Origin of the sequence: Rhizobium sp. NFR07 (assembly GCF_900111905.1) — a bacterium.
In the GTDB taxonomy this organism is placed as follows: domain Bacteria; phylum Pseudomonadota; class Alphaproteobacteria; order Rhizobiales; family Rhizobiaceae; genus Neorhizobium.
Map to the genome: position 1 here is coordinate 449,806 of NZ_FOKM01000004.1, position 20,165 is coordinate 469,970.

At 61.2% G+C, this 20,165-nt stretch carries 19 protein-coding genes; 8 read left to right on the plus strand and 11 right to left on the minus strand.

Annotation, left to right across the window (positions count from 1 at the left end; translation table 11 throughout):
- Nucleotides 1-56: 56 nt before the first annotated feature.
- A complete protein-coding gene (locus BM216_RS11795; protein WP_092999281.1) occupies nucleotides 57-764 on the plus strand; it encodes an OmpW/AlkL family protein in 708 nt (235 codons plus the stop codon).
- A gap of 82 nt (nucleotides 765-846) precedes the next feature.
- Here the strand turns inward: BM216_RS11795 and BM216_RS11800 are convergent, their stop codons facing one another.
- The 3 genes from BM216_RS11800 to BM216_RS11810 form a co-directional block, all read right to left on the minus strand.
- Entirely contained in the window at nucleotides 847-2,823 is a 1,977-nt protein-coding gene (locus tag BM216_RS11800) for a methyl-accepting chemotaxis protein (protein ID WP_092999284.1), read from the minus strand.
- A gap of 434 nt (nucleotides 2,824-3,257) precedes the next feature.
- On the minus strand, nucleotides 3,258-3,476 hold the full coding sequence (locus BM216_RS11805; RefSeq protein WP_092999286.1) for a tautomerase family protein: 219 nt from the start codon (nucleotides 3,474-3,476) through the stop codon (nucleotides 3,258-3,260).
- A gap of 26 nt (nucleotides 3,477-3,502) precedes the next feature.
- Entirely contained in the window at nucleotides 3,503-4,243 is a 741-nt protein-coding gene (locus tag BM216_RS11810; protein WP_092999288.1) for an SDR family oxidoreductase, read from the minus strand.
- 100 nt (nucleotides 4,244-4,343) lie between these two features.
- Here BM216_RS11810 and BM216_RS11815 point away from each other — a divergent pair, with 100 nt between their 5' ends.
- The 3 genes from BM216_RS11815 to BM216_RS11825 all read left to right on the plus strand — a co-directional run bounded on the left by BM216_RS11815 (nucleotide 4,344) and on the right by BM216_RS11825 (nucleotide 7,722).
- Nucleotides 4,344-5,237: a LysR substrate-binding domain-containing protein gene (locus BM216_RS11815; RefSeq protein WP_092999290.1), complete on the plus strand. Its 894-nt coding sequence runs from the start codon at nucleotides 4,344-4,346 to the stop codon at nucleotides 5,235-5,237.
- Between the two features lie 78 nt (nucleotides 5,238-5,315).
- The gene (locus BM216_RS11820) at nucleotides 5,316-6,338 is read left to right on the plus strand and encodes a serine hydrolase domain-containing protein (RefSeq protein ID WP_092999292.1); all 1,023 of its coding nucleotides are present in this window, start codon (nucleotides 5,316-5,318) and stop codon (nucleotides 6,336-6,338) included.
- 100 nt (nucleotides 6,339-6,438) lie between these two features.
- Nucleotides 6,439-7,722: a GGDEF domain-containing protein gene (locus BM216_RS11825; protein WP_092999294.1), complete on the plus strand. Its 1,284-nt coding sequence runs from the start codon at nucleotides 6,439-6,441 to the stop codon at nucleotides 7,720-7,722.
- A 661-nt stretch (nucleotides 7,723-8,383) separates the two neighbouring features.
- Here the strand turns inward: BM216_RS11825 and BM216_RS11830 are convergent.
- The 5 genes from BM216_RS11830 to BM216_RS11850 all read right to left on the minus strand — a co-directional run bounded on the left by BM216_RS11830 (nucleotide 8,384) and on the right by BM216_RS11850 (nucleotide 12,337).
- On the minus strand, nucleotides 8,384-9,370 hold the full coding sequence (locus tag BM216_RS11830) for a WD40 repeat domain-containing protein (protein ID WP_092999296.1): 987 nt from the start codon (nucleotides 9,368-9,370) through the stop codon (nucleotides 8,384-8,386).
- A 111-nt stretch (nucleotides 9,371-9,481) separates the two neighbouring features.
- Nucleotides 9,482-10,624: a CobW family GTP-binding protein gene (locus BM216_RS11835; protein ID WP_092999298.1), complete on the minus strand. Its 1,143-nt coding sequence runs from the start codon at nucleotides 10,622-10,624 to the stop codon at nucleotides 9,482-9,484.
- A gap of 123 nt (nucleotides 10,625-10,747) precedes the next feature.
- The gene (locus BM216_RS11840; protein WP_092999300.1) at nucleotides 10,748-11,146 is read right to left on the minus strand and encodes a type II toxin-antitoxin system VapC family toxin; all 399 of its coding nucleotides are present in this window, start codon (nucleotides 11,144-11,146) and stop codon (nucleotides 10,748-10,750) included.
- On the minus strand, nucleotides 11,143-11,481 hold the full coding sequence (locus BM216_RS11845) for a type II toxin-antitoxin system Phd/YefM family antitoxin (RefSeq protein ID WP_092999302.1): 339 nt from the start codon (nucleotides 11,479-11,481) through the stop codon (nucleotides 11,143-11,145). Before BM216_RS11845 ends, BM216_RS11840 begins: the two co-directional genes overlap by 4 nt.
- 64 nt (nucleotides 11,482-11,545) lie before the next feature.
- Complete coding sequence (locus tag BM216_RS11850; RefSeq protein WP_092999304.1) at nucleotides 11,546-12,337, minus strand: creatininase family protein; 792 nt, start codon at nucleotides 12,335-12,337, stop codon at nucleotides 11,546-11,548.
- A gap of 223 nt (nucleotides 12,338-12,560) precedes the next feature.
- Between BM216_RS11850 and BM216_RS11855 the strand changes: the two genes are divergently transcribed.
- The 3 genes from BM216_RS11855 (at nucleotide 12,561) to BM216_RS11865 (ending at nucleotide 15,215) form a co-directional block, all read left to right on the plus strand.
- Nucleotides 12,561-13,055: a MarR family winged helix-turn-helix transcriptional regulator gene (locus BM216_RS11855; RefSeq protein ID WP_092999306.1), complete on the plus strand. Its 495-nt coding sequence runs from the start codon at nucleotides 12,561-12,563 to the stop codon at nucleotides 13,053-13,055.
- Between the two features lie 119 nt (nucleotides 13,056-13,174).
- The gene (locus tag BM216_RS11860) at nucleotides 13,175-14,200 is read left to right on the plus strand and encodes a LacI family DNA-binding transcriptional regulator (protein WP_092999308.1); all 1,026 of its coding nucleotides are present in this window, start codon (nucleotides 13,175-13,177) and stop codon (nucleotides 14,198-14,200) included.
- Between the two features lie 52 nt (nucleotides 14,201-14,252).
- Nucleotides 14,253-15,215 carry a 2-hydroxyacid dehydrogenase gene (locus BM216_RS11865; protein WP_092999310.1) on the plus strand — a complete coding sequence of 321 codons (963 nt, stop codon included), beginning with the start codon at nucleotides 14,253-14,255 and terminating at the stop codon, nucleotides 15,213-15,215.
- A 34-nt stretch (nucleotides 15,216-15,249) separates the two neighbouring features.
- On the opposite strand, the gene BM216_RS11870 is transcribed toward BM216_RS11865, so the two are convergent.
- A complete protein-coding gene (locus BM216_RS11870) occupies nucleotides 15,250-16,053 on the minus strand; it encodes a gamma-glutamyl-gamma-aminobutyrate hydrolase family protein (RefSeq protein WP_092999312.1) in 804 nt (267 codons plus the stop codon).
- A 306-nt stretch (nucleotides 16,054-16,359) separates the two neighbouring features.
- Here BM216_RS11870 and BM216_RS11875 point away from each other — a divergent pair, with 306 nt between their 5' ends.
- The gene (locus BM216_RS11875; protein ID WP_092999314.1) at nucleotides 16,360-17,466 is read left to right on the plus strand and encodes a TRAP transporter substrate-binding protein; all 1,107 of its coding nucleotides are present in this window, start codon (nucleotides 16,360-16,362) and stop codon (nucleotides 17,464-17,466) included.
- Between the two features lie 405 nt (nucleotides 17,467-17,871).
- On the opposite strand, the gene BM216_RS11880 is transcribed toward BM216_RS11875, so the two are convergent.
- Together BM216_RS11880 and BM216_RS11885 are read right to left on the minus strand one after the other, a co-directional pair.
- Nucleotides 17,872-19,377 carry a TRAP transporter large permease gene (locus BM216_RS11880; RefSeq protein ID WP_092999316.1) on the minus strand — a complete coding sequence of 502 codons (1,506 nt, stop codon included), beginning with the start codon at nucleotides 19,375-19,377 and terminating at the stop codon, nucleotides 17,872-17,874.
- Nucleotides 19,378-19,399: 22 nt separating this feature from the next.
- Entirely contained in the window at nucleotides 19,400-19,939 is a 540-nt protein-coding gene (locus BM216_RS11885) for a TRAP transporter small permease subunit (protein ID WP_092999319.1), read from the minus strand.
- Between the last annotated feature and the right edge of the window lie 226 nt (nucleotides 19,940-20,165).

Genomic DNA, 20,165 nt, shown 5'->3' on the forward strand with positions numbered 1-20,165 from the left:
GGCGCGCCTAGACCTCTCCCCGCAAGCAAGAACATGCGGACTGAAGGAGAGCTTTCATGACTATCAATGGCGGGGGCCGTTTGCGTTGGGTCGCGGGTATCGGCGCAGCTTTTTTTTCATTCGGGGCGGGTATCCCGGTTTACGGCGCGGATCTGACGCCCGCCCAGGTCGCCCCGGTGGCGGACGAGACGATCGCGGCGCAGAGCCCATGGCAGATCCGCGTCCGCGCACTCGGCGTCATCACCAATGATTCCGGCTCGGTGAATGGTGTTCCGGGCTCCGACCTGTCCTACTCGGATACGGTCATCCCCGAACTCGACATCAGCTATTTCTTCACCGACAACATCGCGGCCGAACTCGTACTCGGCACGACCTATGCGAAGATCGACGGTGCGGGTGTGCTTGGTGGCACTCCGGTCGGAAAGACATGGCTGTTGCCGCCGACACTGACCCTTCAGTATCACTTCACCGATCTCGGCGCTTTCAAGCCCTATGTCGGTGCCGGCGTGAACTACTCGCTGTTCTACAGCCAGTCGGAAAAGGGTGATTTCAAAAACCTCGACGTGAAGAACGACTTCGGCTGGGCTCTGCAGGCCGGTTTCGACTACATGATCGACCAGCACTGGGGTGTGAACTTCGACGTGAAGAAGATCTTCCTGGAAACCAAGTGGTCGGTCGACGACAGCCCGCTCGGTGGCCCGGCCTCCGGCAAGGCCAAGATCGATCCCTGGCTGATCGGTGCGGGTGTCACCTACCGCTTCTAAAAGCAAGAATACGGGGTGGAGGTCACGGCGCGGCTCATGGGGCCGCGCCGTTTTGTGTTGCAGGCGCCTGTGCCGTCAGCGATCAGAACTCTTCCCAGTCTGCCTGGGCTGCGGTCGATGCGCCGAAGGCGGAGCTCAGCTTGGCGCCAAGTGCCCTTGCGGGTGACGTCGCTGCCGGTCGGTGGGAGGGCGATGCGACGGAAAGAGCCGGGCGTGGAGCAGGGGCCGACGGCGCTGGGGCGGATGCCCTCCTGGGCGCAGTTGTGGCGCCATCGCCTACGTTGAAATGGCCAAGAAGGGCCGTCAGCGAGGCGGCTTCGGTGGCAAGCCCGTGGCTTGCGGCGGTCGATTCCTCGACCATTGCCGCGTTCTGCTGCGTGCCCTGGTCCATCGTGTTGACGGCGGTGTTGATCTCCTGAAGTCCGACAGACTGCTCTCTGGCTGCCTCTACGATGGCGACGACGTGACGGTTGATCTCCTGGACCTCCGTCACGATCGTCTGCAACGCGGTTCCGGTCTGACCGACGAGCGAGACGCCGCTGCGAACCTGGTCACCGGAGGCGGTGATCAGCGTCTTGATCTCCTTGGCGGCATTGGCTGATCGCTGGGCGAGTTCGCGCACTTCCTGGGCAACGACGGCAAAACCCTTGCCGGCCTCGCCCGCACGAGCCGCCTCGACCCCGGCGTTCAGAGCCAGAAGGTTGGTCTGGAAGGCGATGTCGTCGATGACGCCGATGATGTTGGAAATCTCGGAGGAGGACTTTTCGATCTCCTCCATCGCGGCGACGGCGTTGTCGACAACCTTGCCGGAGGCCTGGGCCGTTTCGCGGGCGCGGGCCACCAATATGCCGGCTTCTTCGGCGCGGCGGGTGGAATCCTTGACCGTGGTGGTGATCTCTTCGAGGGCGGCCGCCGTCTGCTCGACCGATGCCGCCTGCTGTTCCGTGCGCTTGGAAAGGTCGTCGGCCGCGCCGCGGATCTCGTTGGCGCCGGCGTCGATGGCCCGGGCGTTCTGGCCCACTGCCGTCAGCGTGTCCTGCAGCGTCTTCATCGAGGCGTTGAAGTTCGTCCGCAGCTGGTCGAGTTCGGCGACGAAAGCCCTGTCGATGCGATAGCTGACATTGCCCTCGGCGAGAGCCTGCAGGCCGGTGCCCAGCGCATCGACCGCGGCCTTGATCTCGGCTGCCTCGCGGGCCTTCTGCGCCTCCCGATCAGCCTTTTCCCGTTCCGAGAGGCTGCGGTTCGCATTCGCTTCCTCTTCCAGCCGGATACGCTCGATGGCGTTGTCGCGGAAGACCGAAACGGCGGATGCCATGCTGCCGATCTCGTCCCCACGGCCGAGACCGTAGACCGGTGCTTCCGTTTCGCCGTCGGCAAGCGAACGCATGCGGGCCTGAAGTGCGGCCAGCGGCTCGCTGATCTCGCGGCGATTGATGAAGAGCGACAGGGCGATGCCGAGCGCGAACAGCGTCGCGAGTGCCACGAGCGAATAGAGGATGGTCTGGTTAGTATGCTGCTGCAGTGCTGCGGCCTTGGTGTCGATCGCATCGCTCGAGGTGTTGATCCAGCCGCGCATCTCGTCGAGGACCGTCACCATCCGGTGTTCCACCTCGAAGAGTGCTGCCTTGGCCGCATCCCGATTTCCGCTGTCGCTTGCGGCTACGGCCTGATCGAGCAGGGTGGCGATCGCAGTCGAGCCTTCTTCGAAGGAACGGATCGTGGGGGCTGCTGCGGGATAGGCCGCCTCTGCATCCCGGAACAGGCCGAACAGCCGCTCCTTGCTGGCGACGAAATCTTCCTTGGCCTTCTTGTAGCTCTCGTCGGCCGGGTCGTGCAGATAGAGCTGCTGGGCGTCATAGGCGATCGCGACAAGCCGCTGGCTGGCAATCGCCACATTGATTTCCGCCCGCGCATTCTTCGAGATGAAGTCTGAATATTCGCTATCGGCCATCTTGTAGTTGCTGGACACGTAACCGACACCTGCAATGCCGATCAGACAGGTGGGCACCAGAAGGCAGAGGATCTTCGTGCGGATGCGGAAGTGCTGCAGAAATGACATGACGTCCTCGGAATGGAATTGAAGGCTACTGCCCTTGGGCGCGTCCCCCCACCCGTGCAGCAACTGCCGGTCGCACCGACGGGCTAAATATTGCCGCGAAATTTTAACACTGCGTAAAGATTATTGGGAGTTGCGTTAGTTTAAACTTAGTCGCCGTCAAGTGGTGTGCTGAGTAACGTGATTTTTATCTGCCGTGTTCAGGTGGATTTAGGCCATGCGCTACAATCGTCCCGTGTTTCTCGCAGAAATTCTGAAAAATAAGTTCGAATATTGCTGATGGATACTTTTATCCGGGGCTTTTTCGGCTGTTTCGATCTCTGTTGATCTGCATGAAAGGTGATTTGTTGTCGTCTTTATTCCGGTGGGTATAGGGCGCGAATCGCGAAAGGCCCGCCATTACGGCGGGCCTTCCTTGTGTCATTTGCGCGGCGCAGTCAGGCGTCGCTGCGGGCGCGATAGGCATCCGGAATCACGAAGATCTCGTCGGCGCGGCCATAACCGCCGTCCTTTACTTCCTCGATCAGCACCATGGTGTGAGGCCGGGCGGCCTCGGTGAGATAGTCGACCAGCATGGCGGTCGTGCGATGTACGATTTCTTCCTTCTGCGCGCTGGTCAGTGCGCCTTCCGGCGTCTTGATATTGACGAAGGGCATATCGGGCCTCCTGGCTGTCGTGTTGTCTAGATCAGTCCGCCATTGACGCGCAACGTCTGGCCGTTCACCCAGCCGCCATCAGGCCCCGCGAGGAAGGATACGACCGAAGCGATGTCCTCCGGCTGGCCCAGGCGCCCGAGCGGAATATTCTTGACGATCGTCTGGACCAGTTCGTCCGACTTGCCGTTCATGAACAGGTCGGTTTCGACCGGACCGGGGGCAACCGTGTTGACCGTGATCTTGCGGCGAGCGAGTTCGCGCGATGCGACAAGGGTCATGGCTTCGACGCCTGCCTTGCTGGCGACATAGGGCCCATAGGCCGGGCCCAGAACCCGGACGGTGCTGGACGAGAAGTTGATGATCCGTCCACCGTCACGCAACCGCCTGCCGCCTTCGCGAATGCCGTAGAAGGTGCCGGTCAGGTTGAGGCCGATCTGGCGCTCGAAGTCGGCGTCGGTCATTTCGGTCAGCGGCGCAAGCTTCATCATGCCCGCATTGTTGGCGATGACGTCGGTTCCGCCGAAGTTTTCCTCGGCGGCGTCGAACAGTGTGGTAACGCCCGCCGATGTTCCGATATCGGCCTTGACCGCAATCGCCTTGCCGCCTGCGCTCTCGATCTCGCTAACGACTTCTTCCGCCGCGCCCTGGCTGGAAGAATAGTTGACGATAACGGCCATGCCGTCCTTGGCGAGGCGTACGGCGATTGCCCGGCCGATGCCCTTCGACGCGCCGGTCACGATGGCGACCTGTTGTGCTCTATCAGTCATTTCAGCTCTCCTTTATTCCTGCCGATGAAAATAATCGGGCATAGAAAAAGAACAATGCCGACGAATTGACATGACAATTTTCCTGTGATGAACAATTGCCATGGACAAACTCATGCGTATGCAGCTCTTCGTCCGCGTCGTAGAGCGCGGCAGTTTTCTTGCCGCTGCGGCGGATCTCGGGCTCGCCCGCTCGACCGCCACCCAGGCGATCAAAGCGCTGGAAGCAGATGTCGGTTCGCGCCTGCTGGAGCGCACCACCCGTCATGTCGCGGTCACGCTCGACGGCCGTGCATTCTACCAGCGCTGCCTGTCGATCCTTGCCGACGTGGACGAGGCCGAGGCGATATTTCGCGATGCCAAGCCCCAGGGTATCCTGCGGATCGACGCCCACCCGATCATGACGCAGACCTTCCTGCTGCCCAACCTCAATGCGTTTCTCGAGCGCTACCCGCTTCTGGATGTCCAGTTCGGCCAGGGAGACCGTTATGTCGATCTGGTGCGTGAAGGCGTCGACTGTGTCATTCGCGCGGGCGAGGCGACGGACAGCACCCTGATCATGCGCAAGCTCGGCCTGATCCGCGAAATGACCTGCGCCAGCCCCGATTATATAGACAGGCATAGCATGCCGCAGACGCCGGACGATCTCGAAGGCCATCTGGCAATCGGCTTCATCTCCTCTCGCACCGGGCAGATCATGCCACTGGAATTCATGGTGGGGCAGGAGACCCGCTATGTCAGCCTGTCCAGCCGTGTCACGGCCAACAATTCCGATACGACCGTCGAGCTGGCGCGCTACGGCTTCGGCCTGATGCAGGCGCCGCGCTATCACCTGCAGAAGCTCGTGGAGGAAGGGTCGCTTGTCGAAGTGCTGAAGGATTTTCCGCCGCCGCCGACCCCGGTATCGCTGTTTTATCCGCAGAACCGGCAGCTTTCGCCACGCGTGCGCGTGTTCATCGATTGGGCGGTCGGAATATTTACGGCTGCCGACCTCTGATCTCACAGAGCATCATTTCCGCGTGACTCCCTACCGTATGCCATATTCCCGCGCGCAGTTGCGCCCTAGCTTGAAGCCATGATCACCCGCCGCTCTCTCGTCGCCGCCACGCCGTTCCTGTTGCCAGCTGCCAAGGCGTTTTCGCAGCAACTGCCCGTGCCGCAGCCGCCCTCGACCCTGAACACCGTGCTTGATCGTGCCGCCGGGCTCGAGCCGCTCAAGGTCGTGCTTGCCCATCGCAATGGCGAGGCGCTGGCGGAACGGGCCTTCAACGGCAATTCGCTGAACGCTTCGACCAATATCAAGTCGGCGTCGAAGTCGATCATCTCCTGCCTTGTCGGGATTGCCATCGACCGCAGGCTGCTCGAGGGGCCGGACCAGAAGATCGCCCCCATCCTCAAGGCAGACCTGCCGCGCAATCCCGATCCGCGCATAGACGAGATCACCATCGGCAATCTTCTCTCGATGCAGTCCGGTCTGTCGCGGATGTCGGGACCGAATTACGGGCGCTGGGTGGCAAGTTCCAACTGGGTCCGCTTCGCGCTGTCGGAACCGCTTGACGGAGAACCGGGTGGCTCGATGCTCTATTCCACCGCGTCTACCCATCTTCTGTCGGCGATCCTGACGCGCGTCGGCAAGAAGTCGACCCTGGCGCTCGCGAGAGACTGGCTGGCGCCCGTCGAGGGCTTCCGCATCGGCGCTTGGGAGCGCGACCCGCAGGGCATCTATCTCGGCGGAAACCAGATGGCGATGACGGCCCGCTCCCTGCTTGCCTTCGGCGAACTCTACCGCAATGGCGGCAAGACCGCCGACGGGACACAGGTCGTGTCCAGGTCCTGGATAGAGCAATCCTGGACACAGCGGACCAATTCACGTTTTTCCGGCGATGGTTACGGCTATGGCTGGTTCCTGCGGCAGATCGGCGGGGAGGACGTGCGGTTCGGCTGGGGTTATGGCGGGCAGATGATCTACATCGTGCCGTCGCTGGGGCTGACCGTGGCCATGACGTCACATGAAAGTGGTCCGTCCGCACGCAACGGCTACCGCGATCAGTTGCACGATCTGCTGGGCGAGATCATTGGTGTCGTGCGCTCTGCCTGAATATGCCCGGCTCTAAAAGTGGTATACCTAAAATCCTCGCTGCACAGCACATGCTTTAGAAAGTAACTCGGTGTCATGTTTCCCCTGCTTGGGGACGACAATGACTTTCGATCTCAGAACCATCTATGCGATGACTGCGCTGGCCTGTCTCGTGTTGGGCCTTTTGCAGGCTGCCGTCTTCATGTCGGGTCGTTTCGACCGATGGCTGGCGTGGTGGAGCCTTAGCAACATCATTCTCGGTATCGGCAATTTCTGCATCGGCCTGCGTGGCTATGCATCCGATCTCGTTACCATCCATCTGGGAAACCTCCTGATCATCGCGGGCTGTGCGCTGATGCCGGCGGCGATGCGGATGTTTGCCGGGCGACCCGTCGATCTCGTTCGCTGCAGCATTCTCGTCCTGCTTCTCGACCTTCCCATGCTCTTCGCCTTTCCGGATGCGGATCTGGCGCGCGAACGGGTGATCTACGGCTCGCTACTGTCCTGCCTGCTTGATCTCGCGGTCGCCTACGAGGCGATGCGCCTTTCCCGCGACGAGGGGCTCTATACGGCCCGGCTGACGGCGGGCCTTTTCCTGACGACTGCCATTCTCTATGTGGTGCGCGCAGCATCCGGGGCTTCCGGCCTGTTCGGCGATCGCGGTCTGTTCGAGACAGGAAGCGGCAATCACGCGCTGCTCGGCCTCCTCGCCATGGTCTTCCTTGCGCTGCGCGGCATGCTCATCGTCCTGATGGCGGCGGAGCGCTCCGCCAATCAGTTGCGGGATGCCGCGCATCACGATCCGCTCACCGGCGTGCTGAACCGCGGCGGCCTTCTCAGCGCGCTTGGACAGAGGGAAAAGCAGGGCCAGCGGCAGCGTATGGCGGCGCTGCTCGTGGATCTCGATCATTTCAAGCAATTGAACGATAGCGGCGGCCATGCGCTTGGCGACCGGATCCTCTGCCTCTTCGCCGACTGCGCGCGTAACGCCGTTGGTCGCGAAGGTCTCGTTGCCCGGCACGGCGGAGATGAATTCGTCATTCTGTTGAGAAACCGGTCGATCCTGGAAGCCCAGGCACTCGGCGAAGGGCTGCGGGCAGCCTTCGCTCGGTCCGTCGCGTCGTCTGGCATCGTAACCGAGGTCCGGCCGACGCTGAGCATCGGCGTCTCGGCCGAGGCGGATGAAGGAGAGGCTCTCGATACCCTGCTTCACCGGGCCGACCACGCACTCTATCGCGTCAAGCGGCGCGGCCGCGATGGTGTCGAAGCCTATGAGGGCCTGCCGGAAGGGCAGGGCGCGGGGACGATCCCGGTGGAGCGGACGAAAAATACCGTGAAAAATGAAACCCCTGACATTTTGATGCCGCCACTTTCATCCCCGCCGCAGCCGGTTGGCCTAAGCTGACCGTGTCATTGGACGGGAGGCCGGGTCGCGAACCGGATGCCCACGGAACATGATCCGGCATCCGGTGATGGTCGCAAGAGCGGAGAACGTCGTCAGGGCGTAATCCACCGTGGCGGATGTCGTAGTCAGACCCTCCGGCATCATCCACGGAAAGCTCGAAACGATCGGGCAGGCGGACAGCCTGATACTCTACTACCCATATATCGCACTGCCTGCCCATCCCATTATCCGACCAGCCGTTACGGGACACCCCGTAGCGGGTGTCCGTGCTGCGCAGTGGCCGGATCGTTGCATGAGGGGACGATAGAGCTTTAATCAAAGCCTATTCATTATGGTTAATTCTTTAATATATTTTGCTAATCCACTTGCATCATTGATTGCTAATATTAGATCTGAACTCGCATCGGTTGTGATGGTCGTCAGGTCGAAAATACTGCCAAAACAACACTGCTCTCGTCACCGATATCCCATCCGATGCCGTCGTTCCTGTACGTCGGCAGGAGGGATCGTGCGGTCGTGTGACGAGGAACTGGTCCGATGCGGAGTTCGGCTTCGGGCACGGCTGCGGCTCGTTTCAAAGAAACGGCCGCCGCTCAGGTCCCGGAGGGTGGGTGGGGGTAGTATGGAGCCCCCACCCATACCCGTCGCGATTGGATGATGATCAGCCGCTGATGTCGATGACGCCGCAATCGCCGGCTTCGGACGAGAAGGCGAGCAGCTTGCCGCTGGCGCTCCAGCTCATGCCGGTGATAGCGCCCTTGCCGGGGCGACGCAGCAAGGCCTCCTTGGAGTCGGCGATACGGACGCCCAGGATCATGCCGTCGATGAAGCCGATCGCCAGAACCTCTTCAGCCGGATGGAAGGCGACCTGGGTGACCATGATGTTGGCGCGGGTACCGAGTTCAAGCGGCGCCTTGCCCATCGGGCCGTCCTTCGAGGAGAAGGGCCAGACGATTGCTGCCGGCGCGCCGGAGGAGGCGAGCCACTTGCCCTTTACGGACCAGGACAGCGACTTCACCTTGGCGGGATATCCGGTCATGCGCATGTGACGGCTTTCGCCGGCCTTGCCGTCGAGCTTCCAGCCATGAAGCGCATTTTCCTGCATCATGGTGACGAGGAAACGGCCGTCCGGCGAGAAGGTCACGCCGGTATGGGCGCCCTTCCAGTCCAGATCGACCGCAGGCGCATTGGTACCGACCCAGTGCAGGGAGACGCCGTTATAGCGGGCGGCGGCAATCCTGAGGCCCTTGCCGGCAAAGGCGAGGCCTTCGACGCTGCGCTCTTCGGTAAATTCCTTCACCGTGCCGTCGTTCTGGCGCACGACGCTGGTCTTGCCGACGGCATAGGCGACGGCATTCTGCGGTCCTCCGGCAACGACGGAAATCCATTTGCGCGGCGCTTCGGCCAGAAGCGTCGTGCTGCCGTCATGGCCGATGCGCAGGACCTTGCCGTCCTCGCCGCCGGACAGAAGCGTGGCACTGAACGGATCGCGGATGCAGGTCAGCAGGCCCTGATGGGCTTCGGTAACCTTCTCGCCGCCATCGAGCCGATGGATGTTACCGGCGGCGGTGGCGAAGACGGGAATTTCGCCGAGGAAATGGGTGGAGACGACGTGGCCGTCGATATCAAGTGGTGCAACTGTCGGCATCAGGCGGCCATCGCTTCAGGCATGTTGTGTTCCATATGGTTTTCGGGCGTCGTTTCCGACGCCCGGGTATCGATGTTCGTGATGTTCTCGGCTGTCGTCAAGCCGGCGAACTCATGCAGGTGTTGTGGCCTTCGCCTGGCAGGCGAGGAAGCTCTGCTCGATCTTGGCGAAGTCCAGTTCGCGGCCGATGAAGACGAGACGGCTTTCGCGCTTCTCGCCATCCTTCCACGGACGCTGGTGATCGCCTTCGACGATCATGTGCACGCCTTGGACGACATAACGCTCCTCATCTCCCGCAAAGGCGATGATGCCCTTCAGGCGCAGGATGTTCGGGCCCTCGGTCTGGGTGATCTTCTGGATCCAGGGGAAGAAGCGTTCCGGGTTCATTTCGCCGCCGCGCAGCGAGATCGACTTCACCGTAATGTCGTGGATCGGCGACATCGCATCATGGTGGCCATGATGGTGCCCGTGGTCATGATCGTGATCATGATGGTGGTGGTGATGATCATGGCCATGGTGGTCGTGACCATGATGATGGTGATCGTGACCGCAATCCGGGCCGCAGACATGATCATCATGGCCATGATCGAGGAAATGCGGATCGTTTTCGAGAGCGCGTTCCAGGTTGAAGGCACCCTGGTCGAGCACGCGGGCAAGATCGACGCCTGAACGGCTGGTCTTGTAGATGCGGGCGGTCGGGTTGATGGCGCGCACCACATCCTCGACGACAGCCAGTTCTTCCGGCGTGACGAGATCGGTCTTGTTGACGAGGACGACGTCGGCAAAGGCGATCTGATCTTCGGCTTCGCGGCTGTCCTTAAGGCGCAGCGGAAGATGCTTGGCGTCGACAAGCGCGACGACGGCATCGAGTTCCGTCTTGGCCCGGACGTCGTCATCCATGAAGAAGGTCTGCGCGACCGGGACCGGGTCGGCCAGGCCGGTGGTCTCGACGATGATACCGTCGAAGCGGCCGGGACGGCGCATCAGGCCTTCCACGACGCGGATCAGGTCGCCGCGCACCGTGCAGCAGACGCAGCCGTTGTTCATCTCGTAGATTTCTTCGTCCGACTCGACGATCAGGTCGTTGTCGATGCCGATCTCGCCGAATTCGTTGACGATGACGGCGTATTTCTTGCCGTGGCTTTCCGACAGGATGCGGTTCAGGAGCGTCGTCTTGCCGGCGCCGAGATAACCGGTCAGCACGGTGACGGGAATGGGCTTTGCTGCTGCAGCTTCGGTGGTTTGTTCAGTCATAGGAAAACCTCGAAGGTTAAGGACTTGCGCCGGCCTTAAAGACATGCCGGGGCCAAAATTCGTCCGCTCCATATAAGGGCAAGGTGCGACGAGTTCAAAGGGTTTCGATGTTATAAAATCACATCAGGTGGCGACGGCCGAAATAGCCGAGCTCACATCGGTCTGCGCGAAGTCGTCGCCGACATAGAGGAGCGGGCAGTCGAACTCCTTGGCGGTGGCGTAGGCGAAGCAATCGCCGAAATTGAGAGCGGCCTTGTGGAAGCCTTTGCCCCATCGGGCATATGCGGCTGCCGCCAAGTGGGCTCTGGCGGAAGTAAGGTCCAGCTTTTGGGTGACCGAGGCATTTATCACGTCGTCTACATGTCGAATGAGCTTACGTCGCGCTGCCACGATCAGAACTTCGGTCAGGGTGCCGGCGGAAATCAACACGCTGGTTTCGGTTTCAAGAACCTTTTCACATTCTCGCGCCATCGGCTCGTTGGCTGCAATTGCAATAATTGCCGACGAGTCGATAACGATCATTTGGGCAGGCCGAATTCGTCGTAGAGGAAGTCCTGGCTGCGTGCGGCGCTCGTGCCTTGAAGAAGGTCCTTCCCGAGCGTGCGATTGCGGATCTCTTCGAAGATTTTTCTTTTTTCTTCGGCGCTCAGAGGCTGGCGTTTCGTTTCGGTAGGAACAAGCTTCGCCAGTTCGGCTGCAGCGTCGTAAGTCTCGACTGGATTTTCGACCGAGGATGACACGACTTCAAGTCGTACCGACGACAGGCCGGGCTGTGTCAGCACGACCTCCTCGCCCTGTTCGGCGCGCTTTACCAGATCTGCAAGCTGGCCTTCCGCTTCTGCGATTGATATCCGCATGTCGTCACCTGTTAGCAGCAACCTCGATTAATATGTTGCATGGGTGCCGTCGATACAAGCCGGATCACTTGAGGGTTGTCACCTCAAACCGCGCCACATCCTCCAGCAACTCGACAATCCCCTTCACCGAGTGGGCAACCAGCTGTTCGCCACGCTCCGCGGTTGCCATTGAGGCGTCACCTGCCACGCCCTTGTCGTTGAGGTCCGACATCTTCCAGCCGAAGGCGTGGGGTCCGTAGGCGCGAAGGTGCCTGAAGTCGCGGGCGAAGTCCGACTGGCGCGACGAAAATGCCTCAGCCTTCGTCATGTCGACACGATCGGGCCACAGCGCCAGCATGACGGAGGTCTCGATATCGCCGCCATGGATGTCGATCGACTTTGCCTCTGGCGCAATCCAGCCTTCCGGCTGGCCGAAGCGGGTCCAGCTTGTCGCTACCGCCAGCATGTCGAAGCGCACCCGAGCTTCGGTCGCGACGATCGTCAGCAGCGGCGAATTGCCGCCATGGGCATTGAGCAGCACAAACTTGCGGATGCCTTGACGGTGCAAATCCTCGGCGATGCCGAGCCAGCGATCGACCGCCTCGTCGAAGGAAAGCGTGCGGGTGCCTTCCACATCCATGTGCTCGATCGAGTAGCCGACAGGTTCGACGGGCAGGAAGGTGACGGGAAGGTCCGCGGGCAGGGCTGCGGTGAGTCGCGCGACAATCCCTTCCGCGATCAGCGTATCGGTCTCGAACGGCAGGTGGGGTCCATGCTGTTCGTGGGCGCCCAGCGGCAGAACGGCGATCCAATCGCGTCTTTCTGTGGACGCAAGTGTCGGATCATTGTCACAAAAGCAAGGGAAGGGATGCGACATCTGGCGGTGGTTTCCGGGTTTGGTTATGGATAGCGCGCAACAGGGTGAGGACCCGATCAATTCATCCGTCTGTCGGACCCGATGCCCGGAAAGAGGGGAAACTCTTTCCTCCGTTCAGGTCCTTTCATGCAATCCAATGGGTTACAAATAAATTTGCATGAATTCATCGGCTCCTCACCCTAAATATGATGGCGACCTTCACGAGGCAAAGCGGGCAGGACCGATGAGCAAGAAAAAGGGCGAGAAGAAAGCGAAGTCCGGCAAGAAGAAGGAGCTCGCCGCCCTCTCGGCTGTCGATCTCGCGCCGGCGATCACCCAGGCGGCCCGCTCGGTCCGCACGGCGCTCAGCCGTAACATGTCCGACAGCGGGCTTTATGCCGGCCAGGACGGCGTCATTTTGGCACTCGCCGAGGATGACGGCCAGACGCCCGGCCAGCTTGCGATCCGCCTTGGCGTCAAGGCGCCGACCATGACGCGCACGATCGGGCGGATGGAAGCGCAGGGTTTTGTCGAGCGGCGCGCCGACGGCCATGACGGGCGGCTGACCAAGGTCCATCTCACCGAAAGCGGCCAGCGCAGTGTCGAATCGATCGGCCAGTCGGTTGCCGATTGCGGCGCGCTTGCAGTGAAGGGATTTTCGGAAAAGGAAGTCCGCACGCTGCTGAAACTGCTTCGCGCCGTGGAGCACAATCTCCAGTCGGATGCTGACGAGGACTGATCCCGCCTGATTGCCCGACCGCTGTCACCTGCCTATTGTCCTGCCGAATTCAATTGTTTATTTAAACTTTAATTCGGCAAGACCGGCAGAGAAACCGGCTTGAGTGACGGCGAGGGGACATGGCGCAGAAGATAAAGCTTTCGACGATTGCCGACAGCCTCGGCCTTTCGACGGCAACAATTTCACTTGCATTGCGCGACAGCCCGCTTGTTGCGGTCGATACGCGGGAGAAGATCAAGGAACAGGCCCGGGCGCTCGGCTATATCTACAATCGCCGCGCCGCCAGCCTCAGGACCTCGCGCTCCGGCATTATCGGCGTCGTCGTGCATGACGTGATGAACCCATTCTATGGCGAAATCCTCAAGGCGATCGAGAGCGAGCTCGACCGCAGCAGCCATACCTTCATTCTGTCCAACCACTACGACTCGGTCGAGAAGCAGCGGACCTTCCTCGAGACCCTGCTGCAGCTCGGCGGCGACGGCGTCATCATGTCGCCGGCGATCGGTACCCCGGTGGAAGATATCCGCCTCGTCGAACAGAACGGCATGCCGGCGGTACTCGTTGCCCGTACGCTTGATGGCGTCGAACTGCCTACTTATCGCGGTGACGACAGCTACGGCATTTCGCTGGCCACCAACCACCTGATCGGCCTCGGCCACCGGGTGATCGCGATGATCGGCGGCACCGATCAGACCTCGACCGGCCGCGACCGCTATCAGGGTTACGTCAACGCACTGCGCAAGGCCAATATCGAGGTCGATCCCAACCTGCGCATCCCCGGTCCCCGCACCATGCAGGGTGGCTTCGAGGCAGCGGTGAACTTCCTGTCCCTGCCGCAGAAGCCGACGGCGGCGGTCTGCTGGAACGATCTCGTCGCCATCGGCCTCATGAACGGCATTGCCCGCGCCGGGCTCATTCCCGGGCAGGATATTTCAGTCACCGGTTACGACGACCTGGAACAGGCCTCGATCTCGACGCCGTCCCTTACGACGGTATCGAACCAGCAGGCCGATGTCGGGCGGCTGGCCGCCCGCGCGCTTCTCGATCGTCTCGCCGGCAGCCACGAGCCTGATGGCATTCACCTGATCAAGCCGGAAATGCGCATTCGCCAGTCGACCACGCCCTACCGTCCGCGATCCTCCTGAGGATCATATTTCCTTTTCATCCTTCCCATTCCCAAGCGACAGGATTTTCAGCATGACCCAGAACCCCGTGACCGTTCTCGTTCCCGGACGCATCCATCCGCGCATCATGGCGCGGCTTCAGGAAACCTTCGAGGTCGTAACCGTGCCGACGCAGCAGGGCGCACTGGAACTGGATGGGAATACACTTTCGGCGATCCGCGCCGTCGCGGTGTCCGGCAAGCTTCCGGTCGAGCGGATGGAGCAGTTGCCTAACCTGGAAATCGTCTCCAACATGGGGGTCGGCTATGACGGCGTCGATGCCACCTATGCCGCCGGCCGCGGCGTCATCGTCACCCATACGCCTGACGTTCTGAACGACGAAGTGGCGGATACGACGATCGCTCTCCTGCTCAACACGATCCGCCGCCTGCCCGTCGCCGAAGACTGGCTGCGCTCAGGCAAATGGGCCTCCGAGGGCCCGTTCGCCCTGTCGCCGCTGTCACTCAAAGGCCGCACCGTCGGCATTCTCGGTCTCGGCCGTATCGGCATCGAGATCGCCCGCCGCCTCGAACCCTTCAAGGTCAAGATCGGCTACCACACGCGCAACCAGCGCAGCGACGTCAACTACATCTATTATCCGTCGCTGAAGGAGATGGCTGAACAGGTCGACACCCTGATCTCGATCGTTCCGGGCACGGCTGCGACCCACAAGATCATCAATGCCGAGATCCTGTCGGCGCTCGGACCGAACGGCGTGTTCATCAATGTCGGGCGCGGGACCAGTGTCGATGAGCCCGCGCTCGAGGCAGCATTGCGCAACGGCACGATCGCGGCCGCCGGCCTCGACGTCTTCTACCAGGAGCCGACGAAGGCTGAGGGGTTCCTCGATCTCGACAACGTCTCGATGCTGCCACATGTGGCCTCGGCCTCCGTGCCTACGCGCGACGCTATGGCCGATCTCGTCGTCGACAACCTGATCGACTGGTTCGACAAGAGGACGGTGCGCACGCCGGTGCCGGAGACGCCCGTTAAGTAAGACGGAAAACGCCGGACGCTGAGTTTGCGAAAACTCAGCGTGCCGCCGAAGCGGAGCGAACAGGCTCCGCTTGCTGCCGAGCCTCGCCCTTCGCGGCAGCATAGGCGCGCACCGCATCGCCAAACGCTTCGAACAGGGCGCGCGACGGGGCGTCGGTCTCGGCCCAGTATTCCGGATGCCACTGCACGCCGACGGCAAAATTCTTCGCGTCGATGACCGACACTGCCTCGACCGTGCCGTCCTCGGCGCGGGCTTCCACCTGCAATCGCGGTGCGGTTTCTGAAATCGCCTGGCGGTGCAGGGAATTGACCTGTACTGCGCCGGCCGTCCCGAGATAACGGGCGATGCAGGAGCCTTCCTCGACGATCACCGGCTGGCGGATGGCGAACTTGCCGTCTCTGTCCGTCACTTCCGGCGAGCGGTGGTCCCAGTTGCCCGGCAGATCCTGGATCTCGCTTGCCAGCGTGCCGCCGAGCGCGACGTTCAGTTCCTGGATGCCGCGGCAGATGGCGAGAAGCGGAATGCCGCGTTCGATCGCGCGGCGGATCAGCGGCAGCGAGGTCGCGTCACGCCCATGATCGAACGGGCCGTCGGCCTCGGTCGCCTCCTTGCCGTAGAGGGAAGGGTGGACGTTGCTGATGGCGCCCGAGATCAGAACACCGTCGACGCGATCGAGAATTGCATCGGCTTCGTTGCCGTTCTCGAATGCCGGCACGAGGAAGCTCATCACGTCGGCGACCTTCATCGCGGCGGAGACGTATTGATCTGGCGAGGCATGCCAGACGGCGCCCTCGATCTCGCGGATATCGGCGGGTACGGCGACTACGGATTTTGGCATGGTGATTTCCGGATTGCTGGCGGCGCTTATGCCTTGTTTTGAGCCAAGGGGAGGGGGCAAGTCAAGCACCGGCCTGTTCCGTCGGGGCATCGTTTCGGCACCTCGGCAGCAACTGGAAGTGAGTGCAGGCGATCCGTCGCCTCAGCGTCGTCGGGTGCCGACGAAAGTCTAATCCCTTGCGGTTGCATCAGTAGTCCGTTTGCCCGCCGGCTCGCTTGCCAGCCTCATGGCAACATGATTACTTCGTCATCGACGTCCGGGGCGTGGAGGATGATCCGGATTACAGTCTTGAATGGGAGGATATTCATGGATCGTCGTCAGTTTTTCAAAAAGGCCGCTATTACCGGTGCAGGCGCAGTTGCGGCCGGAACGCTTGCCGCACCTGCCATCGCGCAATCGAACCCTAAGATCACCTGGCGCCTGACCTCGTCGTTTCCGAAGTCGCTCGACACGATCTACGGCGGCGCGGATGACGTGGTGAAGCATGTCGCGGCTGCGACCGATGGCAACTTCACCATCCAGCCGTTTGCCGCCGGCGAAATCGTGCCCGGCTTGCAGGCACTCGATGCCGTGACCAACGGCACGGTTGAGATGGCACATACCTGCTCGTATTATTTCGTCGGCAAGGATCCGACCTTCGCCATCGGCAGCGCAATCCCGTTCGGCCTCAATGCGCGCCTGACCAATGCCTGGTTCTACCAGGGCAACGGCAACACGCTGATGAACGAGTTTTTCGCCAAGCATAATGTCTACGGCCTGCCGGCCGGCAATACCGGTGCCCAGATGGGCGGCTGGTTCCGCAAGGAGATCAACACGGTCGACGACTTCAAGGGCGTCAAGATGCGCATTGCGGGCATTGCCGGACGCGTATTGGAAAAGCTCGGAGCCGTGCCGCAGCAGATTGCCGGCGGCGATATCTATCCGGCGCTGGAAAAGGGCACGATCGATGCCGCGGAGTGGATCGGTCCTTATGACGACTTCAAGCTCGGCTTCCACAAGGTGGCGAAATATTATTACTATCCGGCCTTCTGGGAAGGCGGGCTTGCCATCCACTCGCTGATGAACCTCGAGAAGTGGAACGACCTGCCGAAGGCCTATCAGGCGGCGCTGACGGATGCCTGCGCCTTCGCCAACACCAACATGATGGCCAAATACGACCTGAAGAACCCGACCGCGATCAAGCAGATCGTGGCGCAGGGTACCACGCTCAGGCCGTTCAGCCAGGAGATCCTCGAGGCCTGCTACAACGCTTCGATGGAGGTCTACAAGGAGATCTCTGCGGGCAATGCAGACTTCAAGAAGATCTACGAGGACCAGGTGGCCTTCAAGAAGGAAGGTTATCTTTGGATGCAGCTGTCGGAATATACGTTCGACACGTTCATGATGATCCAGCAGCGTAACGGCAAGCTGTAGTCACGCCGCGGAAGCTTTTTACCGACGAGGCCCCGGATCAGTGTCCGGGGCCTTTTTGCATTCGCGGAGCAGCGATTGGCAGCCGGCCCGGACCGCTCGACAAAATCAACCCTTGGTTTATCGTAATTGTGTTCGAGTGCAGAAGCAGCACGCTCCGAGACCAGCCGGAGCATCGGTGAAGACGGGCTTCACCGACTTAGGCAAAAGCCTTGCTCTCGAACCGGAGGTGATGCGATGTGGATACCACTGAGCATTACGCTGCTGCTTAGGAAGAACCGGACAGGCTGGTCAGTCTTCGTCCGGCTCAACTTCTTAGGATAGTAGTCCGTGAGGGCAGAGCTACAACTCTGCCCTCACTCCGAAAATATACGCCTGTGACCCAAGCCTGACAAGGGAACACCCTTATCAGTTGAATTTCGGCGGTTCGCTCAGGTTCGGCATGGCGGGCTGGGACGGTTGCGCGGGGGCGCCGTCCATCGGCGGCAGGCCGAAATTCGGCATGCCGTTGTTGCCGCCGTCATTGCCCAGGCCCGGGCCGAAGCCGGGGACTTCGATCTTGATCGTGTCGAGATCGACATCCGGTGCCTTGTCCAGCCAGTAGGTGACGGATTCGGGCCAGAAGATGATGATCGCCACCAGGATGAGCTGCATGCCGAGCCACGGAATGGCACCGAGATAGATGTCGCGCGTCTTGACCGTCTTCGGGGCGATGGAGCGCAGGTAAAAGAGCGCGAAGCCGAAGGGCGGGTGCATGAAGCTCGTCTGCATGTTGACGCAGAGCAGCACGCCGAACCAGATCAGGTCGATGCCGAGCGATTGGGCGACGGGCGCCAGCATCGGCAGGACGATGAAGGCGATCTCGAAGAAATCGAGGAAGAAGGCCAGGAAGAAGATGAAGATGTTGACGAAGATCAGGAAGCCGAGCGCGCCGCCGGGGATGTGAGACAGCAGATGCTCGATCCACAACCCGCCATCCATGCCCTGGAAGACGAGGCTGAAGCAGGTGGCGCCGACGAGGATGAAGACCACCATGGAGGTGATCGTCATCGTCGAATGCATGGCCTGCTTGATCAGGTCCCAGGTGAGGCGGCGATGCAGGGCGGCAAGCACCATGGCGCCGACGACGCCGAGCGCGCCCGCTTCCGTCGGGGTAGCCAGACCCATGAACAGGGTGCCGAGCACGAGGAAGATCAGCACGATCGAGGGGACCATGCCCCAGAGGACCTTGATGACGAGGGCGGCGTTCAGTTCGCCACGTGCTTCCGGCGGCAGCGGCGGCACGTCCTTCGGGCGAATGACCGACAGGAACGCGATGAAGGCCAGGAAGATCAGGACCTGGAGGATCGAGGGGCCGATGGCGCCGAGATACATGTCGCCGACGGAGCGGCCGAGCTGGTCGGCGAGAACGATCAGGACGAGCGACGGCGGGATGACCTGGGTGATCGTGCCCGATGCGGCGATGACGCCCGTCGCAAGCCGCGGGTTGTAGCCGTATTTCAGCATGATCGGCAGCGAGATCACGCCCATGGTAATGACCGAGGCGGCGACCGTGCCGGTGATGGCCCCGAGGATCGCGCCGACGATGATGACGGCGTAGGCGAGGCCGCCGGGAACGGCGCCGAACAGCTTGCCGGTGCCTTCCAGAAGGTCTTCCGCGAGACCGCAGCGCTCGAGGATTGCGCCCATCAGGGTGAAGAAGGGAATGGCCAGCAGCAGGTCGTTGGAGACGATGCCGAAGATACGCAGCGGCAGGGCCTGCAGGAAGGCGAAATCGAAATGGCCGGTGGCGATGCCAAGCAGGCCGAAGAACAGGCCGACTGCCGAAAGCGAGAAGGCGACCGGAAAGCCATAGAGCATGAAGATGATCATGCCGAGGAACATGGCGGGTGGCATAATGCCGAATGCAAACATGGTACTGTCCCCGTTCTTCTCGTTACTGCAGCGGCTTTTCGTAGGTCGTGTCGACCTGCAGCGTGCCGGTGAGGCCGGCGATCCGCTTGATCAGTTCGGACACGCCCTGCAGCGCGAGAAGCAGGAAGCCCGTGACGATGACGAGCTTGATCGGCCAGCGGATGAGGCCGCCGGCATTGGAGGACATCTCGCCCTGCTGCCAGGACAAGGAGAAGAACGGCCAGGCGAGCCAGGCGAGATAGAGGCAGGCGGGGATGAGGAAGACCACGAGCCCGATCGCGTCGATCCAGAGACGGGCGCGATCGGACACGGAGCCGTAGATCAGGTCAACACGGACATGCTCGTTGAGACGCAGCGTATGGGACGCTCCGATCAGCACGACGAAGCCGAAGAGATACCATTGGATCTCCAGCCAGCCGTTTGAGCTGTAGTTGAGAAGATAGCGGATAAGGGCGTTGCCGGCGCTGATCAGGCAGCAGGCAAGAACGAGATAGCCGGAGAATTTGCCCAGCACCTCGCTGATACGATCTACGAGACCGCTGAATTTCAACAGTAAACTCATATTTTATAGCTCCCCCCGGGCCTCTTATTCCCACCCGTTTGAGCTTGGCGATGTAAACGAAGGCTTGCCAAAAGAAAAGGGTATTCGTCGTTGGAACCGCGCGTTTCCAGGGGGAAACAGCACTCTTCGAGGCGAACCGGAAAGATCGCAAACCGATAGCCATTGTGCCGATACCGCGCTATCCTTGTTCGATTGCAACTCTATTCCTTTACAATTCGTTGAACAC

Bases quoted from the DNA above. Each gene is read 5' to 3' on its own strand.
- BM216_RS11795 (WP_092999281.1), top strand. From the start codon at position 57: ATGACTATCAATGGCGGGGGCCGTTTGCGTTGGGTCGCGGGTATCGGC.
- BM216_RS11800 (WP_092999284.1), bottom strand. From the start codon at position 2,823: ATGTCATTTCTGCAGCACTTCCGCATCCGCACGAAGATCCTCTGCCTT.
- BM216_RS11805 (WP_092999286.1), bottom strand. From the start codon at position 3,476: ATGCCCTTCGTCAATATCAAGACGCCGGAAGGCGCACTGACCAGCGCG.
- BM216_RS11810 (WP_092999288.1), bottom strand. From the start codon at position 4,243: ATGACTGATAGAGCACAACAGGTCGCCATCGTGACCGGCGCGTCGAAG.
- BM216_RS11815 (WP_092999290.1), top strand. From the start codon at position 4,344: ATGGACAAACTCATGCGTATGCAGCTCTTCGTCCGCGTCGTAGAGCGC.
- BM216_RS11820 (WP_092999292.1), top strand. From the start codon at position 5,316: ATGATCACCCGCCGCTCTCTCGTCGCCGCCACGCCGTTCCTGTTGCCA.
- BM216_RS11825 (WP_092999294.1), top strand. From the start codon at position 6,439: ATGACTTTCGATCTCAGAACCATCTATGCGATGACTGCGCTGGCCTGT.
- BM216_RS11830 (WP_092999296.1), bottom strand. From the start codon at position 9,370: ATGCCGACAGTTGCACCACTTGATATCGACGGCCACGTCGTCTCCACC.
- BM216_RS11835 (WP_092999298.1), bottom strand. From the start codon at position 10,624: ATGACTGAACAAACCACCGAAGCTGCAGCAGCAAAGCCCATTCCCGTC.
- BM216_RS11840 (WP_092999300.1), bottom strand. From the start codon at position 11,146: ATGATCGTTATCGACTCGTCGGCAATTATTGCAATTGCAGCCAACGAG.
- BM216_RS11845 (WP_092999302.1), bottom strand. From the start codon at position 11,481: ATGCGGATATCAATCGCAGAAGCGGAAGGCCAGCTTGCAGATCTGGTA.
- BM216_RS11850 (WP_092999304.1), bottom strand. From the start codon at position 12,337: ATGTCGCATCCCTTCCCTTGCTTTTGTGACAATGATCCGACACTTGCG.
- BM216_RS11855 (WP_092999306.1), top strand. From the start codon at position 12,561: ATGAGCAAGAAAAAGGGCGAGAAGAAAGCGAAGTCCGGCAAGAAGAAG.
- BM216_RS11860 (WP_092999308.1), top strand. From the start codon at position 13,175: ATGGCGCAGAAGATAAAGCTTTCGACGATTGCCGACAGCCTCGGCCTT.
- BM216_RS11865 (WP_092999310.1), top strand. From the start codon at position 14,253: ATGACCCAGAACCCCGTGACCGTTCTCGTTCCCGGACGCATCCATCCG.
- BM216_RS11870 (WP_092999312.1), bottom strand. From the start codon at position 16,053: ATGCCAAAATCCGTAGTCGCCGTACCCGCCGATATCCGCGAGATCGAG.
- BM216_RS11875 (WP_092999314.1), top strand. From the start codon at position 16,360: ATGGATCGTCGTCAGTTTTTCAAAAAGGCCGCTATTACCGGTGCAGGC.
- BM216_RS11880 (WP_092999316.1), bottom strand. From the start codon at position 19,377: ATGTTTGCATTCGGCATTATGCCACCCGCCATGTTCCTCGGCATGATC.
- BM216_RS11885 (WP_092999319.1), bottom strand. From the start codon at position 19,939: ATGAGTTTACTGTTGAAATTCAGCGGTCTCGTAGATCGTATCAGCGAG.